Consider the following 16178-nt stretch of genomic DNA (forward strand, 5'->3'; position numbering starts at 1 on the left):
ACTCCGCCGCCCCGCCCCGCAGCCCGCACCTCACCCCCTCCTTCCGGAGCCGCCCCGTGACCACCGAACCCGCGCAGCCCGCGCCCGCCCAGCCGCCCGCGCCGCCTGCCTCCACCCCGCCCGCGCCGTCCGCCTTCGCGCCGCCCGCCGGGCCCGCACCGTCCGTCTTCGCCCCGCCTTCGTTCGCGCCGCCCGCAGGGCCCGCGCCCGCCGTGCCCGGCGGCGCCCCGGTCTACCCCGACACCGTGCCCGCCCCCCTCACCGCCCTGGACGTCCTGGCCGCCGGCCCCGAGCAGCCGCCCCGCCCGCCGCGCCGCCCCCGCCCCGTCCTGCTGTCGGTGTACGGCCTGGCGCTGGGCGTCCTGGCCGGCGCCGCCGTCGGCTACGCCGTCCAGGCCCAGCGCCCGCCCACGCCGCTGCCGCCGCTGCAGGTCGCCCGCCCCGCCTACCCGCAGCAGAGCGTGGACGCGAGCGCCTTCGCCGCCACCCAGCCCAGGCCCCCGGCCGTCGAGGGCGACCTGACCAAACTGCTCGTCAAGCCCCCCACCGGCTCCGCCCCCTGGGGCGAACTGCCCGACCAGCCGTCCTGGGTGTCGGCCGGCGACATCGCCCAGCACCACGGCGACGCCGCCCGACAGTTCAAGGCCCTGCTCGGCAGCGGGTTCCGCCGCGCCGCCGAGGTCGACTGGACCAAGGACGAGATCCGCTACCGCGTCCTGCTCACCCAGTACGCGCCCGAGCACTCCGACGCCGCCACCGTCCCGTCCGGACAGCCCTTCGCCCCCGACATCGAGGGCACCTACCGCGTCTTCGACGAGCCCGACCACTGGGCCGAGAGCACCGAGCAGTTCTACTACGCCCGCGCCGGCGCCCGGCGCGGCGCCCTGGTGATGGAGATCGAGGTCTTCTCGCCCAGGCCCGTGGACCCCGAGAGCGTCAAGAGCCTCGCCAAGCAGCAGTGGGAGCGGCTGGTATGACCGACGAGACCCGGACCGGCACCCCCGGCACCCCCGACGCGCAGCCGCCCGCGCCCGACGCGCCCGACGTACCCGAGGTGCAGCCGCCCGTACCCGCCGCGCCCGCCGAGCCGACCGCCGCCGTACGCCCCGCCCCGCACCCCCTGGTACGCGCCGGCGCCGCGACGCTCGCCGCGGCCCTGGTCGGCGTGGTCATCGGCGTGGGCGTCATCAAGACCCGCTACGACGACCCCGCCCCCGCCGCCGCCGCCGCCGACGCGCCCGCCGCGCCCGCGCCCACCGCCACCCCCTACGGCGCCAAGTCCAACGGCAGCCACTTCGGCTCCCTGCGCGACCTGCTGCTGCCCGTCCCGGCCGGCTACGAACCGGGCCCCGACGAGGGCGGCTACGGCAACGACACCGAACTGGGCACCCAGCAGCTCGCCGAGCAGCTCGACGCCGAGCTCCAGCAGGTCCCCAAGGCCAAACGCGACACGATCCGCTCCTACTGGGAGGGCCTGCACGTGCGCGGCAGCGGCGTGCGCACCTACCGCACCAAGGAGGACGACCTGCTGATCGGCCTGAAACTGCGCCAGTTCAACCAGCAGGAAGTCCAGCGCATCAACGAGTACACCGCCGTCTTCACCGGCGACACGGGCCTCTTCCGCGTCGGCCCCTCCGTGCCCGGGCACCCCGAGGCGCACTGCTACCTGATGCCCGCCCCGCCCTCCGCCCCCATCGACTACCTCGAGTGCTCGGCCGCCGAGGGCGACCTGCTGGTCATCATGAACGCCGAGGGGCCCGCACCGCTGCCCAAGGACAAGATCATCGCCCTGTACGCCGCGCAGCTCGACCGCCTCGCCGCCCCGGGAGCCACCGCATGAGCGACCACACCGACCAGCCCCGCACCCCGGCCCCGGCGCCCACCCCGGCCCCCACCCCGGCCCCGGCGCCGGGTGTCGGCGAGACCCTCGAACTGGCCGCCACCTCCGACCCCCACGCCGCCCCCGCTCCCGCCTTCCCGGCCCCGGGCCCGGCCGCCGCGCCGCCCGACCCCCAGGCCCGCCGCGCCCGCCGCCGCGCCGCCCTGCGCTGGGGCAGCGCCACCCTCGTCTTCGCCCTCGCCGGCACCGGCACCGCCCTGGCCCTCACCGCCCCCGAACGCACCGACATCCCCGGCCTGGCCACCGCCGGCGACGGCCGCTACACCTTCCCCGCCCTGGCCCTGCCGCCCCTGCCCGCCGGCAAGAAGGCCCCCGACGCCAAGAACAACGTCCCCCACTGGGCGGACCTGCGCTACCTCGTCCTGCCCGCCCCCAGGGAAGCCGGCGCCCCCGCCACCGCCCAGCCCTTCCCCACCCCCACCGCCACCCCCACCCCCACCCCGACCGACACCCCCGCCCCCACCACCACCACCCCCGCCACCCCCACGGCGGCCCCCACCACCCCCGCCGCCACCGCCTTCGCCGACTGGACACCCTGCGACGCCATCGGCGCCGACCAGCAGGACGCCACCAAACTGCGCCCCATGCTCCAGCGCAACGTCTGCCTGAGCGCCGTCGTGCGCGAATGGACCACCTCCGACGGCACCCGCACCCAGATCCGCCTGCTGCGCTTCGCCTCCCCCCACGAATCCTGGGACGCCTACACCACCGTGCGCGCCCGCAGCGCGCCCAAGGCCCTGCCCGACTCCGACACCATCTCCCTCAAGGACTGGGACAGCACCGACGGCGTCGCCCTCACCGCCCTCAACGGACGCAAGAAGACCGCCAAGGACCTGCCCACCGCCCGCCTGGCCTACCTGTCCGCCTCCGACGTCATGGGCGTGGTCACCATGACCAACCCCGACGGCGTCCCCCTCGCCTCCTTCCGCCAGGTCGTCACCCTCCAGGCCGACCTCCTGGGCTGAACACCCGCGCGTGGAACCCTTGCTGAGAAGGCCCGCCGCCGTTCCCCGCCATCCACCCCCCACCCGCCTGCCGGCGGGTGCCCGCCCCGGCCCACCGCGTCCGGCGCCCGTCCCACCCCGGGCCGGGCGCCGCCGGGTGAACACCCGCGCGTGGAAGCCTTGTTGAGCAGGCCCGCCGCCGTTCCCCGCCATCCACCCCCCACCCGCCTGCCGGCGGGTGCCCGCCCCCGGCCTGGCCGCGCGCCGCACAGCCGGGCCGTGCGGCGCACCGGGACCGAACCGGGGGCGCATCGCACGCTCGCGCCGCCGTGCTCCAGGTCGAGCCGGTGACACGGGAGTTCGGGCAGCGGGCAAAGCATCGAGGCCCTCACCACGGGGAGGGGCCTCGCCGTGCTTCGGACCCGCAGTCAGTCCTTGCGGTGCCGCCCGCTCCCCTTGCGCAGCAGCGCAACGGGGGTGTCGTCCTGCGGCGGAGCGAAGCCGGCGCCGCGCCGGACGATGACCGGGTACGCCTCCGAGTAGTTCTCGGCCACACCGACCGGCTGCCACACGGCCCCGTCCCATTCGACGACCAGACAGGGCGTGTCCTCGAAGAGGCCGCTACGGGCGTCGGGGTCGAGGACTATGGCATCGCGCGTGCCCGCCGGCCGGCGTCGGCTGCGCCGGGCGGTGTACCAGCCGGACAGGCTCTCCTCGTCGGGGTCGAGCACCGTTCCCCACCTCTCCTACGCCGTCCCCCAGAGGCTAGTGGCCGAGCCCATCCGGTGGTGGGAGCCAGCCGAGTTAGCCGAACGGAGCCCGCGTCCGCAGGGCCTCGGCGTAGTCACCCCCCCGAACTCGATGTAGTTCATGATCGGCTCCTGCGCCGCACGCAGCCCGATCCGCGCTCGTCCTGGTGGTGCCCCGGCTCCTCCAGGCCGGCAGGTACTCGTCCTCGTCCAACGGACCGGTCGGACGCGGGCCCGGCCCGGGGGAGGGCCGGGCCCCGTGCCGGCGGCCCACTTCGCCAACGGGCCGCCGGGGTTCACCGGACCCGGTGCCCTTGGAGGGTGCAGGGGTCCGGTGGTGCGGCGAGCACGGCGCCGGTCGGAGCGGCGGCGCGGTGCTCTCCCGCAACCCGCCCCTCACGGGGGCGGGCGCTGTGGAGCCCGGAGGGTCACGCGGCCGGTATTCGCTCCAGCGCCGCCGAACCTCCCGGCGGCGCCGACACCGCCGACCGGCGCCGCTGCGCCCGCGCGGCGACACGCAGGCCGGTCACGACGGGAGGGGCGGGTACGGGCAGGTCGAACTCCGCCCACACCGACTTCCCGCCCCCGGCAAGGGAGTCGACACCGAACCGGTCCGCCACGGCCAGGACGAGCGCGAGCCCACGCCCGCCGACGGCCTCCCCGTCCGCAGCGCGGCACACAGGCCGTCCGGGCCCGGGATCGCCGACGCACACCCGCAGCGCACCGCCCTCGGTGAGCCCCAGTGCTGCGCCCAGCACCGCATTCGCCCCCGCGCCCGCGCAGCCGTGAACGACCGCATTGGTGGCGAGCTCGGACAGCACGAGCTTCACATCGCCTGCGAGGTCATCGAACTCCGGCACGTCCAGGCCGAGTTCGGGAAGAACCTGCTGCGCCCAGCGGCGGACGGAGCCGATGCTCGCCCGGTCGGCGGGGAACCTCGTCGTGACGGTTCGTGACCTCGGTTCCATGGAGGGCCTCACTTGCTCGGGGTTGTGCCGCCCGGTCTCGTCCTCGTACGTCTTCGGCATGGATCGTTCGTCCGTTCGGGCGCGGCGCAGCATCGTCCTGGTCGCTGCTCGTCGGATTGCCGGTCAGCATCCCCGCCCACTGCTCCGGCCGGCCTTCGTCCAGGAGGTGTCGCGCCGCCCCGGCGGCGGCGAGCCGCACAATCCACGACTGGAGCTTCATCGGCTCTCCAGTCCTTGGGCGATGGCCGGCGGGCGGAACGACGGACGGCGGGTGCGGGCGTCGCGGCATCCGGCCGGTGCGGGCGGCGGAATACTGCCCGAAGCCGGCGGGGCGACGCTTCGGGCACCGGCCGTCGCGACGATGGGCGTGGGACTCACAGGGGCCCCGTCTGGAACACCCGCATCGGGATCTCCGCGACGAGCCGGTACTCCCGGTGGTCGAGATGGGCCCCGGTGTGCCGCCCGGCCCATTCCCCGTACGCCTCGGCGCTGTCCAGGCTGCCCGAGGTCTCGTTGCAGGCCCTTCCGGGTCCGGTCTCGGAGATGCAGACGAGGACGTACTCGGCCGGCTCCTGGGGCGTGGGGTCCATCGAGATGGCCCACTCGCTCACGCGGCTCACCCGGCACCCTGCCCGGTCTCGGCTGCGGGCAAGTCGTGCGACCTGTCCGGCAGTTGCTCGGTTCTCGCGGCGTGGACCGCCCGGTTGTCGGCCGGCTCGCCGGCCTGCGGCCGGTGGCGCGTCGTCGCGTGGGAGGGCGTAGGAGGGTGTCTGCGCATGGGCATGGAGGTCTCCATGGGATTGCTCGGCGCTACCGGCGCCTCACTGGGTGTAGCCATGGTGGCGTGTCGGCCCCTACGATTGAAAGGGTTTCAAATCTCTAGTCGATCCGGTTTTAAAGGGGAGGGATCTTGCCCCGTCGCACACTTGACCCAACGTCATCACCACTGGCGGCCTTGGCTGTTCAAATCACCAGGTCACGTGAGGCCAAGGGGCTGACGCAGATCCAGCTCGGCAAGCTGGTGGGGTACTCCAATGTCTACATCTCGAATGTCGAGGGTGCCAAACAGGCGCCGTCTTTAAAGTTCGTAGAGCGGGTGGATGCCGCCCTGGACGCGGGCGGTGCCCTGACCGGGCTGTGGTGGAGCTGGAAGCACGGAGCTCTTCTTCCCGGCTTCCCCGAGTACCTGCGCCGGGAGCGCGAAGCCATCGCGGCCAGGCTGTTCGACACCGACATGGTGTCGGGCATTCTCCAGCACCCGCAGTACAGTGCCGCCTACGAAGCCGGGATCGTCCGGCGGGGAGAAGCGACCCGGGAGCAGGCGGACGGCCGGCTCGCAGTACTCGCCCAGCGCCAACTCATGCTCCAGCGGGGCACGTCGGTCCACGCCGTCCTCGACGAGGGCACCCTCTACCGGCCCATCGGCGGCCCGGAGGTCATGGCCCTGCAGCTCGCGCACCTGGAGAAGCTCAGCGGCCTTCCGAACGTGGTCATCCAGATCGCCCCCTACCGCCTCGCCGAGGACCGGCCGCTGTCCCACCCCGTCGTGCTCCTCACCCTTCCCAACCGGGCACTGGTCGGGTACACGGAGACCCTGCAGCGGGGATACCTGGAACAGGATGCCGACACGGTCGCCCAGTGGCTCGCTAGATACGATCGGCTCCAGGTCAACGCGCTCAGCCAGCCGGACAGTTTGGCCGAGATCCGGAAGGCACGGAAGGAACTGGACCATGCACGATCCGACGGGCGCCACGTGGCGCAAGAGCACCTACAGCAACGGCGGGGGCGGCTGCATCGAGGTGGACGACGCGCATCCGGGCAGGGTCCGTGACTCCAAGGACCCCGACGGCCCGGCCCTGCTGTTCCCGGCCGACGCCTGGAAGGCGTTCGTGGCCGCGACCGTCGCCGGAGAGTTCGGCGAGGTCTGAACGGCACGCCCGGGACCGAGGAGGCCCCGCCCGCCAGGGCAGGGGCCTCCTCGCTGTTTGTCCGGCCGAGCGGAACCGGCTCGTGGCCCCTCTCGGATGCGGTGTGGCCTTCGGCGGTGACGGTGAGGCCGAAGGGGGCGAAGCCTGGCCGGCCCTGGCCGTCCCGCCGACGAGTCGTTCGGCAAGCGTGCAGGAGTTCCTCGAACAACTCGGCGGACGGATCGCAAACCAGCACGAGTAGTGGTCGTCAGACCCGTCGAGCGATGCCGACTTCGCATCTCCGGGGGAGAAGGTGGAAGCCTGCCCCGCCCGAACATCTGGCGCTCGAGCATCTTGCTCCGGGCGCCACGAGAGGCCCGGACACCTGCGGCACGGTCAGGGCTTTCGGTGCCTGCCTGCGGGCTTCCTCGGCGGCTGGGCCGACGTCATGGGGATCACGCCGTCACCCTGGATGCCGTGGAGGAAACGCTGCGCGGAGGCGTAGTTTGCCGCGATGGTCTCCGGAACCCACTCGTAGCCGTCCCAGCGGGACACGAGTCGGGGTTCCTTCGGGTGCAGGTGGGCCGGCGCGCCCTCGTGGCCGATGGTCACGGCCCTGAGCTCGCCGACAGGCCGGCGCCGTGCCTCCCGGCGGGCCGCCCACTGCTCCAGCGGCTCGTCCTCGTCCACCTGTCCTCCTCTGCAACGGATCCACCCGCTGCTCCTCGCCGGCCATTGTCGGGCCGAACCGGTCCTGTTCCCCGTCGCCGGTCCTCTCCCAGCGCCCGAAAGCACGCTCCACCGTGTCCCGGAGCGGCAGCGCCCCGAAGCCGGTGGACCGTCCAGCCGGACCGTCCGTGCCCGCGAGCCGGCCGCGGTGTCCGGCAGGACCGCCTGAGCCCCCGAGCCCAGCAACTCGGCGCACGGCGCGCAAAGCTGGGCAAGGAACCGCCCCGGCCGTCAGGCTGCGGCGGGCCGCCGGTCGGCGAGGAGCAGGGCGAGGGGACCGCCCTGGAGGAGGAAGCGGCCTTCGTCGACCGCCGCGAGGGCGTCCTCCATGGGCCACCACATGAGTTTGAAGCCGTCTTCCCCGGGGGCGAGTTCCTGCGGGCCGAGGGTGAGATCCCGGGCCTCGAAGAGGTGCAGGCGCGCCGTGGAGCCCGGCACGATGGCGTAGGAACCGAGCGGGAGCCAGGCCCCGGCGGTGATACCGGCCTCCTCGCGCAGTTCGCGCCGTGCGCACTGCTCCGGGCTCTCCTCGCCTTCCCGGCGCCCTCCGGGGAGGAACAGGTACTCGCCGCCGTGCAGCGGGAACAGAGCGGTCAGCACGGCGACGTGGCCGTGGGCGTCGCGGGCGACGACCACGGCCGCGTCCCGGGTGGGCGACTGCGTGTTGGTCATGCTTCGGAGCGTAGGCCGGGGTCAGAGCACCATGCAGGCGAACGGCACGTTCGTCACCGTGGGGTGGATGATTCCGCGCCCGCGGTAGCCGTCCTCACCGAAGGCGTCGCCGTGGTCGGCACACATGATGATCAGCCACCTCCTGTCGCTGGTCAGAGCGTCGACCAGGGCGCCCAGATGCTCATCGGCGTAGGCGATCGCGGCGGCCTGGGACTGCCAGGAGTCGCAGCTGTCCCCCAGGTAGTGCCCGTGGGGGACGTGCGTCGCCGAGACGTTGACGAACAGGAACAGCGGCCGGTCCGACCGGGCCCCGGCGACGCCGAGGGCGTGCTCCACCTGGTAGCGGGTCGAGTCCGGCTCGGGCGAGCAGAATTCCGGGCGCCAGAAGTCCTCATCGAACATGTCGGGCAGGACCGAGCCGAGCGGCGTCTCCCGGGAGAAGTAGGTCACCCCTCCGATGCACACCGTGCGGTAGCCGTGCTGGCCGAGGCCGACGAGGAGGTTCGGCGCGTCGAGGACGAACGTGCGCGGGTCGACGTCCTTGAACGCCGGGGGCCGGCACTCCCACAGCCGCGGTGGTTGTTCCGGCTGCGGGAGCTTCGGCAGGAACCCGGAGAAGAACGCCATGTGCGCGGGGAGGGTGAACGTGCCGGGCGTGCGGCGCTCCTCCCACTGCCCTCCCGGCAGGAGGCCGGCGAGGCGGGGTGTCTGGCCGGCGTGCAGCGTTGCCCGGGCGACGTCGTAGCGCAGCGAGTCCAGGGTGACGAAGAGGATGTTCGTCCCGGACTCGATGATCCTGGCGGCGTCGATCATGGTCATCCCTCCGCAGTGGCGTAGTGCTGGGCGAGGTCGGGCCGGTGGACGACCCGGCCCCGGGAGTGGTCGTTGACGGGGATGGGCACCTTGTCCCGGGCGATGAGGTCACAGATCCGCTCCAGACCGGTGCCTTCGGTGATCAGTGCCCCGTCAGCGGTGAAGAGGCGGATCGTCACCGCGGCGCCGGTCGTGCTGATCCGGGCGCCGGGCACCTGAAGGGTGCGGATTGCGTAGGCCAACAGGTCCTCGTCACCTTCGCCGATGACGGACACGGTCGCCGCGCGGTGCCGGCAGTTGATCGCACCCCGGTTGAACAGGCCGCTGTACTGCTCGGCCAGCTCACTCCCGTCGTGGACCAGCGCGACACCGTGGGCCCCGGTGGTGAGGACGAGGCAGGAGCCGACCCACCAGGCGACGGCCGGGTGGATCTCGACCGGGTGCAGGCCGCCGACCCGGCCGCCTCGGCCTGCAGGCCGCCGTCCTCGACCTTCCCGTCGCCGAGGGAGAACGCGTCCTCTACCTGGCCATGGACCGCCCCCAACAGATCGCCCGCGCAATGGCCCGCCGCATCACCCCCGCCGACGAAGCCCACCTGCGCGACCGGCTCGCCGTGTGGCAGGGCCCGCTCCCCGCCACCGTCGACAAGGAACCCGACCTCCTCGCCGACCTCGCCGCCGCCCACCGCGCCGACACCATCGTCATCGACAGCCTCAAGGACGCAGTCAGCACCCTTGTCGACGACTCCCTGGCCGTCGCCTTCAACAACGCCCGCATGCGCGCCCTGCGCGCGGGCGTCCAGATCATGGAGCTCCACCACCAGCGCAAGGCAGCCGCCGACGCGCCGCGCGGCCAGCGCCCGACCCTGGACCGGGTGTATGGCTCGACCTGGCTGACCGCCGGAGCGGGCAGCGTCCTGTTCATCGCCGGAGAGGCCGGCGACCCGGCGGTCACCATCCACCACCTCAAGACCGTCACTGGCGAGATCGGCCCCCTGCCGGTCTTCCACGACCACCAGCTCGGCACCACCCACGTCGAACCCACCCTCGACCCGGTCACCCTCCTGCGCGCCGCCCCGGACGGCCTGACCACCCGTGACCTGGCCACCGCCCTAACCGGCGAAGCCAACCCCGACCGCGCCGACATCGAGAAGGCCCGCCGTCACCTGGACCGCCTCGTGAAGAGCGGCCTCGCGGTCAAGGCCGACGGCACCGCCGGAGGCACCGGAGGTGGCCAGCAGGCCCGCTACCACCCCTCTGCCCGGCACATCACCGCCGTCTCGTGACCACCACCACGGGGGCCGAAGTGACCGGGGGCGGCGCACTGACCGCTGCCTCCGGTCAGTCCGTCGTACTGACCGACGGCAGTGACCGAGATTCCGGTCAGCCTGTCACTCCGACGGACCGAGCTGGCCGGAGCGACCGCGCCAACCACCATTTCACTGACCGCACTGACCGACGCCCACTGGGCATCGGCGGCCGGTGTGGACCGTTCACGGGACCGTACACGCGCCCCTGCCGCGAAGGTCCCGGCGCCAACCGCACTGGAAGCGTGGAACTACTGGAACGCCGAGGGCATCCCGACACCGTTCAACGGCACGATCCCGAAGGGCGAGATCGGCATCAACACCGCCTACCCGCGAGCCGCTTATGCGGTGTGGATTGCGGAGACCTGCGAGCGCGGCCTGCTGCATCCGGTCGAGCGGCTCGACGTGACCTTCGTCCCCCGCCTCGCTGACTTGTCCATGACTGCCATGCGAAGGGACCAGGCAGGAAAAGCCGCAGGCCACCTTCGGCATGCCCCATCGCACTGAGGCCTGAAATGGCCTCGCTGCGTCCAGTGGCCGTCCCAACTGGCCCGGAACCCGTCGGTTTGAAAACGGACCTTAGAGGTCGCGAACCTCCCATGCACGCAGCCCCTCGTACGAAAACCCCATCAGGAACGTGACACGCCGGTGCGCCGACCCGCGCTGGTGTCCGGCGCGGCCTGGCACGTAGAACGCCTTAAGGGCCCCGATATCGATCCATCCCTTGGTCGGACCCACATACTCACCAACCCGGCCTTGGATCCGCTCAAGCAGAGACGAGTGCTTGAAAAAATCCTGACTTTTGTCCCATTCTCCCATACGAGTCTGGTGAACCAAACGAGACATACCGGTACCTGCTCCAAGCCACTCGAAGCTCCGCGTCCGGTCAGTGCGGAACTGTGCGCGCCTCCTGCACTCTTCGAGGTAGCGGTCTGCCTCTCCACGGGCGACAGGCGACGATGATTCGAGGTATTTGAGGACCTGCAGAACGTACAGGTAATAACTCGAATCTAGCGATGGATTATCCCTGTGCCATATGTCAAGCTGACCAAGCAGCTCGTCAATTGTCGGCGGTTTAACGGCATGGCGCGCGGCCCTGATCCACAGGCGCATGGTCCGATCATCACTTGCCCGCTCCCGAAGATTTTCACGGAGGAGCTTCTCGATGGTTTGCATATCTTTATGCTTGACGTTCTGCCACTGCCCTTGGGATTTCTTCAGATAGACCCAGACCAGGCTCCTCCTCACGGATGACCTATCAATGTCTGTCCGACCAAGCAGAGTCTGGTAGCGCAGAACAGCTTCCTCGTGGTTGCCGTAGAGCTCATCCAGTTGCGCCCGGCATTTGATCGCATATTGGCTTGCCTGGTCGCCAGTCCGCAGCTGGGCGACCTGAGCCAGCAAGTCTTCCGCCCGCTCGAGCGCGGTGTCCACCAGATCGATTCCAGTGTGAGCGAACGAGACAACACGCTGTCTGTCAGGCGTCAGACGGGAGTACTCAACGAGTCGGATCAGCATCTGGATCTCACTGATGTATCCATGCTCGTTGTCCCGGCGCATCTCACGCGACGTAATAAACGATTGGCTCGCCAGCTCTGCTGCATCAGCAACTTCGGCAAGAGCAGACTTCTGATCCATAAGGTCATAGACCTCCTGGCGATAGATCATCCCCTGCATGTGGTAGACGACCGAATCACCGGTGGAGAGGTCCACCGCGCGGGCAATATTCCGCTTCGCACTTGGCAGATCGTGCATACGGACTGCCTGGTACCTGGCCAGATGCGCATAGAGATGAGACTCGGACGGGAAGAGTTCGGTCAACGTCTCGAGTAGTCGGACCGCCGAGTTCGGCAACGTGACATCCTCGATTAGCTGAGAGAACGACCGACTTCCAGCCTGCTCCGTTCCCAGCAGTTCATTGCTGTCCCGGTAAATGAAAATCCGCTGGATCAAGTCGAGTTCGCTGTCGCCAACCGTACCGCCGCTGCCGCAACAAAGACGGGCGAATTCGATAGCCGCATCGGGAAGACTGGCCTTCCACTCTCTCGCGTCCGAGATTCGAGCTCCGAGCAGCAGGCGAAGGACCGCTTCGGCAAGCAGAGTGTGGGCCATTCGCCACACCCCGTTTTCCTCTTCGACAAGCAGGTCCAGCACATCGTCAGGAAGCAGCCGAGCCAGCTTCACCGGCTTAGTCGGAGCGCCCCCGAGGATCTCGCCGAACAGCTGGGCTGACATTCCCTTCTGTCCGTAGTAATAGGCCAGGGCAATATTCTGAAGCAGCTCGCATGCCGAGGGTGCGAGATTCTCGAGCCGTGTCGCCACATACCGTTCTAGTCCAAGAAAGTCCCGTCCGTACGCAGCTAGGCCGAAATGGAACGGAACCCGTTCGCGAACATTGGATGACTCTCGGATCACACGGAGTTCGTTCCGACGGTCGGGTCGCGCTCGCGAATATTCCTCGAGAAATCGATCCGCCTCTGAATTGATCAGAAACGCTGGCAGCTGAACGACACGCACGTCGTCCGCCTCGGCAGATGCGCGCCGCATGACCTGCAGGACAACGGCGTTGACCTGGCGATTCCTGAGCGAGTCATATAGATCGTCTAGAAGCCGTCGCGGAACTTTACTGCCCTCAGCCAGAACGAGCACTCGCCGTTGCGTAGTATGCGCCAAGCGCATAATGCGCTCGGCATTGTCTTCAGCCCATCTGTTGCCGACGTACTGGGCTGATGGATTTCCACGTAGCACAACGCATGGATAGACAGTATGCAGATCCCAGAGCACGCGTCGAGCTACTGTGGTGCCGCCCGCCCCGGGGGTATGGTAGAGATTTACCCGCACAGCGCTACCACCGCTGTCCAGCTCCCTTACGACCTTGGTGCTCAACTGTGAGGTCTTGACTCGGTCGATGTCCATCCGCCGGTTCAGGTCATACCAGCTGATCTCGCTCCCCGCAAGGAAGTCGCCGCTATCGGCATCCGGGGCTTCACTCGGAGAATCGAGGTAGAGGACCTCAAGTTCCTCTTCAATCCAGGGGACATCAGCAGGATCCAGAGCCACCGGAGCGCCCGAGAGGCTCGGCAACATACGCTCGTTTTCAAGATGAGCCGACTGTGGCTGAAGGTGAATCAGGCCCGCGCAGAGTTCATTAACAGAAATATGGACAATACTGGCCTCAAACATGCCTGCCAGTTGCTGATAAGCCGCCGGATCGTCTGTAGCGATCAGGACGTCGAGGGCCTCACCTACACTGCCTGAAAGCTCAGTGAGAATCGCCTGGAAGACCAGGGTCTCTGCGTCGCCGTACCCGAGGATCACACAAGTGACCGGCGCAGGTGCAAGGGCAGCCGCCAACTGGGCAAGATGCCGGCCCAGATTCATGGAGAACTGGGCGGACCACTGACGAAACGAAAGCGACCCATTGAACCCTGGCTCCGACGCCAGCCCTTTGGCGAAGATCCACTGCACTGACCTACGCCCACCCAAGGCCATGGCAGGATCCTGCGGCACGACTCTGTAGAGACTCTTCTCACGCTGGATCTCTCCCTCCAGCGATCCCATTAGCCCGCCATTCTCACTGTCCGGGTCCAGATCAAGGACAGCGGACCACGGCGGCCCTGCGAGGCCCTTGAGATCCTTGACCTGCCCTGCCTCCATGCGGGGCGAGATCAGCAGATAGTGCTGGCTATCCGCGAATCCGTGGACGTGACTAAGGAATCGCTCCCATCCACCCTCGCGCGAGGCCGCGCCACCTCTCATTGGCTCAACGACACCACTCGCCATCCAGTGGACGATCCAGCGAATAGCGTCCCCGCCGGCTGGGGTGTTGCTGCTGCCTCTGCGGTAGTAGATGACTCCAGGAACCAGCGTCCCGGATCCGACCTCCTTGAACTTGCTCCGCCACTCCGGCCGCACCAGGTAGGGACCGCGACGCTCTGGAGGGACCGTCAAGACTGCATAGAGGAGACCGTCGAGCTGTACCGGCTCAAGGCTGAAGCGCGGTGGCGACTCAACGGCTGACCCAAGGATCTGCTGCCAAGTCGCGTCGTCCGGAACATGGTCCACGCCGACGCGATTGATCGACCCGTTGCCCAGTTCCTCGACGCCGAAGATGATGTGGGCGTCACCATCCCGGGGGGTGTTCGCCATGCTGAGCACGTCGCAGACGAGACTGACTTTGCCCCGGGGGGACGAGGTGTCGTGCAGCTTCAGCTTGAAGTCGTGGCTTTCACCCTCGGCTCGACACAGAAGCTCTCTCAGCCCATCGGGAGTCATCCGGCGCCCTTCAGAAGGTGGTTGCGCGAGGTTGGCGATCCTACCAACGTCGTAGACCTGCACGGCAGAGTTCTTGACCTACCGTCACATACTTGATCCGATCAGAGCAGGAGGTCGACCAAGCACGAACGGCCTGATCACCGAGACACCTGCTACGCGACCAGGTGCGGCGAGTTCGAGCAGCCGGAAATACTCCTCGAAGCTCCGAGGCTCGATCTGTCCGACGAGGTGCATGTCGGCGAGGTCGCAAGCAGTGTGGGCATCATCCGTGTCAGCGGTTCGACGGCCCATGCGAGGTCAGCTTCCACACCTTGACCGGTCAGCCCCTCACGCCCCTCCGTGGTCTCAGTTTTGGTCTCATTCACCCCCGTCCAGCGAGGTTCAGAGCCCACCGTGGAGGAAGCTCAGCAGCAGGTCAGAACGGGTATGAACCTCGCCGAACGGCTCCCAGCAGAATTGGAAAGCGTGTTGGGGGCAACCCCTCACGAGTTCGAATCTCGTATCCTCCGCCTCCGCCCGCCAGGGCAAACGAAAGGCCCCGACCGGGTTCTTGGGTTCCAGGAGTCGTTGTAACACCCCAGTTCAGGGGATGCATTGGACTTCGAGATCCGTGAGGACCGGACGGCCCAGGGGCCGGTGAAGATGAGCCGGGAGCGGGCGGCATGCTCCCGGCTCATGGGGCAGGGCCACACCAACACGCAGGCGTGCCGGATCGTCGGCGTCGACAGCAGGACCGGCCGCAGGTGGCGCAGCGGCCGCAGCGCGGACCGCCGACGGAAGGCGGCACCACCGATCGACGCGGTGGTGCCGCCTTCCGGTCCGTCCAGGTGCCTGACCGAGGCCGAGCGCATCCACATCGCCGACCGCCTGCGGGAGAAGGCCACGATCCGGCAGATAGCCGCGGAGCTGGGTCGCAGTCCCTCCACGGTCAGCCGGGAGACCCGACGCAACCTGCGCCCGGGCAGCGGCGCCTACCGGCCCCACGCGGCCCAGGCCCGCGCCGATGCCCGCCGGCCCCGCCCCAAGCCCCGCAAGATCCTCTCGAACTACCAACTGCGGGCGGCGATCCAGGAGTTACTGGACGAGCGGTGGAGCCCCGAGCAGAGATGCCAGGCTCTGCGGACCAGGTTCCCCGACCGGCCGGAGATGCACGTCGTGCCCGAAACCGTCTACCAGGCCCTCTACGTCCAGGGCCGGGGCGAACTGCGGCGCGAGCTCGCCGGCGCCCTGCGTTCCGGCCGCGTCCGCCGCAGGCCCCAACGGCAGGCCAACCGCCGCCGGCCGCGCTCTATCGACCCGATGGCCGTGATCGGCGAACGCCCCGCCGAGGCCGAGGACCGGGCAGTGCCCGGCCACTGGGAGGGCGACCTGATCGTCGGCAAGGACCACAAGTCGGCGATCGGCACCCTGGTCGAGCGCTCGACCCGCTACGTGATGCTGCTGCACCTGCCCGGCGCCCGCACGGCCGACGCCGTCCGCGACGCCCTGGTCGCCGCCGTCCAAACCCTCCCGGCCGAGCTGAAGCGCTCGCTGACCTGGGACCAGGGGGCCGAGATGGCCGCCCACAAGAGTTTCACCGTCGCCACCGTCGCCACCGACGTCCCCGTCTACTTCTGCGACCCGGGCAGTCCCTGGCGGCGCGGCTCGAACGAGGACACGAACGGCCTGCTGCGGCAGTACTTCCCCAAGGGCACCGACCTGTCGGTCCGCACCCCCGAACACCTCGACGGCCGTCGCCGACCAGCTCAACCGCCGTCCACGCGAAACGCTCGGCTGGGAAACCCCAGCCGAGCGTCTGGCTGAACTCCTCGCGGCCTGGACCACCGACCACGTGTTGCGACAACCGACAGAAACCGCCTCAGCGGTCCGGGCCTTCGTCGTCGCGTGTCCGCGCAGCGGTGTGGAGCGAGGCGAG

14 protein-coding genes, 1 tRNA gene and 2 pseudogenes are annotated in these 16178 nt (G+C 69.5%); 9 read left to right on the forward strand and 8 right to left on the reverse strand.

The window, feature by feature from the left end:
• The first annotated feature begins 56 nt into the window (after positions 1-56).
• The 3 genes from ACIBCA_RS20435 to ACIBCA_RS20445 are packed head-to-tail and all read left to right on the forward strand — an operon-like array spanning position 57 to position 2865.
• Positions 57-977: a hypothetical protein gene (locus ACIBCA_RS20435; RefSeq protein ID WP_396284342.1), complete on the forward strand. Its 921-nt coding sequence runs from the start codon at positions 57-59 to the stop codon at positions 975-977.
• On the forward strand, positions 974-1840 hold the full coding sequence (locus ACIBCA_RS20440; protein WP_396284343.1) for a hypothetical protein: 867 nt from the start codon (positions 974-976) through the stop codon (positions 1838-1840). Before ACIBCA_RS20435 ends, ACIBCA_RS20440 begins: the two co-directional genes overlap by 4 nt.
• Positions 1837-2865, forward strand: a complete 1029-nt coding sequence (locus ACIBCA_RS20445) for a hypothetical protein (protein ID WP_396284344.1) — start codon at positions 1837-1839, stop codon at positions 2863-2865. The genes ACIBCA_RS20440 and ACIBCA_RS20445 overlap by 4 nt, the downstream gene beginning before the upstream one ends.
• Before the next feature lie 407 nt (positions 2866-3272).
• On the opposite strand, the gene ACIBCA_RS20450 is transcribed toward ACIBCA_RS20445, so the two are convergent.
• The 3 genes from ACIBCA_RS20450 to ACIBCA_RS20460 all read right to left on the reverse strand — a co-directional run bounded on the left by ACIBCA_RS20450 (position 3273) and on the right by ACIBCA_RS20460 (position 5172).
• Positions 3273-3575, reverse strand: coding sequence for a DUF6087 family protein (locus ACIBCA_RS20450; protein WP_396284345.1), 303 nt, complete (start codon positions 3573-3575; stop codon positions 3273-3275).
• A 446-nt stretch (positions 3576-4021) separates the two neighbouring features.
• Positions 4022-4621, reverse strand: coding sequence for an ATP-binding protein (locus ACIBCA_RS20455; protein WP_396284346.1), 600 nt, complete (start codon positions 4619-4621; stop codon positions 4022-4024).
• Positions 4622-4935: 314 nt separating this feature from the next.
• Complete coding sequence (locus ACIBCA_RS20460) at positions 4936-5172, reverse strand: hypothetical protein (protein ID WP_396284347.1); 237 nt, start codon at positions 5170-5172, stop codon at positions 4936-4938.
• A 344-nt stretch (positions 5173-5516) separates the two neighbouring features.
• Here ACIBCA_RS20460 and ACIBCA_RS20465 point away from each other — a divergent pair, with 344 nt between their 5' ends.
• The gene (locus ACIBCA_RS20465) at positions 5517-6392 is read left to right on the forward strand and encodes a helix-turn-helix transcriptional regulator (RefSeq protein ID WP_396284348.1); all 876 of its coding nucleotides are present in this window, start codon (positions 5517-5519) and stop codon (positions 6390-6392) included.
• Entirely contained in the window at positions 6361-6489 is a 129-nt protein-coding gene (locus ACIBCA_RS20470; RefSeq protein WP_396284349.1) for a DUF397 domain-containing protein, read from the forward strand. Before ACIBCA_RS20465 ends, ACIBCA_RS20470 begins: the two co-directional genes overlap by 32 nt.
• A gap of 375 nt (positions 6490-6864) precedes the next feature.
• Here ACIBCA_RS20470 and ACIBCA_RS20475 read toward each other — a convergent pair whose 3' ends face one another.
• From ACIBCA_RS20475 to ACIBCA_RS20490, 4 genes are all read right to left on the reverse strand, one after another.
• Positions 6865-7158 carry a DUF6087 family protein gene (locus tag ACIBCA_RS20475; protein ID WP_396284350.1) on the reverse strand — a complete coding sequence of 98 codons (294 nt, stop codon included), beginning with the start codon at positions 7156-7158 and terminating at the stop codon, positions 6865-6867.
• A 270-nt stretch (positions 7159-7428) separates the two neighbouring features.
• Positions 7429-7869 carry an NUDIX hydrolase gene (locus ACIBCA_RS20480; RefSeq protein WP_396284351.1) on the reverse strand — a complete coding sequence of 147 codons (441 nt, stop codon included), beginning with the start codon at positions 7867-7869 and terminating at the stop codon, positions 7429-7431.
• A 21-nt stretch (positions 7870-7890) separates the two neighbouring features.
• Positions 7891-8688 carry an STM4013/SEN3800 family hydrolase gene (locus ACIBCA_RS20485; RefSeq protein WP_396284352.1) on the reverse strand — a complete coding sequence of 266 codons (798 nt, stop codon included), beginning with the start codon at positions 8686-8688 and terminating at the stop codon, positions 7891-7893.
• Entirely contained in the window at positions 8685-8924 is a 240-nt protein-coding gene (locus ACIBCA_RS20490) for a hypothetical protein (RefSeq protein WP_396284353.1), read from the reverse strand. Before ACIBCA_RS20490 ends, ACIBCA_RS20485 begins: the two co-directional genes overlap by 4 nt.
• A 215-nt stretch (positions 8925-9139) precedes the next feature.
• On the opposite strand from ACIBCA_RS20490, the pseudogene ACIBCA_RS20495 reads away from it, so the two are divergent.
• Both ACIBCA_RS20495 and ACIBCA_RS20500 read left to right on the forward strand, forming a co-directional pair.
• A pseudogene (locus tag ACIBCA_RS20495) lies at positions 9140-9967 on the forward strand (helicase DnaB); the annotation flags it as partial.
• 81 nt (positions 9968-10048) lie between these two features.
• Positions 10049-10495: a hypothetical protein gene (locus tag ACIBCA_RS20500; protein WP_396284354.1), complete on the forward strand. Its 447-nt coding sequence runs from the start codon at positions 10049-10051 to the stop codon at positions 10493-10495.
• A 72-nt stretch (positions 10496-10567) separates the two neighbouring features.
• Here ACIBCA_RS20500 and ACIBCA_RS20505 read toward each other — a convergent pair whose 3' ends face one another.
• Entirely contained in the window at positions 10568-14326 is a 3759-nt protein-coding gene (locus ACIBCA_RS20505; RefSeq protein WP_396284355.1) for a helix-turn-helix domain-containing protein, read from the reverse strand.
• A gap of 332 nt (positions 14327-14658) precedes the next feature.
• Here ACIBCA_RS20505 and ACIBCA_RS20510 point away from each other — a divergent pair.
• Both ACIBCA_RS20510 and ACIBCA_RS20515 read left to right on the forward strand, forming a co-directional pair.
• Positions 14659-14772 (forward strand) — tRNA-Phe (locus ACIBCA_RS20510).
• Positions 14773-14938: 166 nt separating this feature from the next.
• A pseudogene (locus tag ACIBCA_RS20515) lies at positions 14939-16079 on the forward strand (IS30 family transposase); the annotation flags it as partial.
• Between the last annotated feature and the right edge of the window lie 99 nt (positions 16080-16178).

It is taken from the genome of Kitasatospora sp. NPDC051170, from assembly GCF_044455705.1.
In the GTDB taxonomy this organism is placed as follows: domain Bacteria; phylum Actinomycetota; class Actinomycetes; order Streptomycetales; family Streptomycetaceae; genus Kitasatospora.

Excerpts from the sequence above, each read along its gene's own strand:
- ACIBCA_RS20440 (WP_396284343.1), top strand. The coding sequence starts at position 974 with ATGACCGACGAGACCCGGACCGGCACCCCCGGCACCCCCGACGCGCAG.
- ACIBCA_RS20445 (WP_396284344.1), top strand. The coding sequence starts at position 1,837 with ATGAGCGACCACACCGACCAGCCCCGCACCCCGGCCCCGGCGCCCACC.
- ACIBCA_RS20455 (WP_396284346.1), bottom strand. The coding sequence starts at position 4,621 with ATGCCGAAGACGTACGAGGACGAGACCGGGCGGCACAACCCCGAGCAA.
- ACIBCA_RS20480 (WP_396284351.1), bottom strand. The coding sequence starts at position 7,869 with ATGACCAACACGCAGTCGCCCACCCGGGACGCGGCCGTGGTCGTCGCC.
- ACIBCA_RS20485 (WP_396284352.1), bottom strand. The coding sequence starts at position 8,688 with ATGACCATGATCGACGCCGCCAGGATCATCGAGTCCGGGACGAACATC.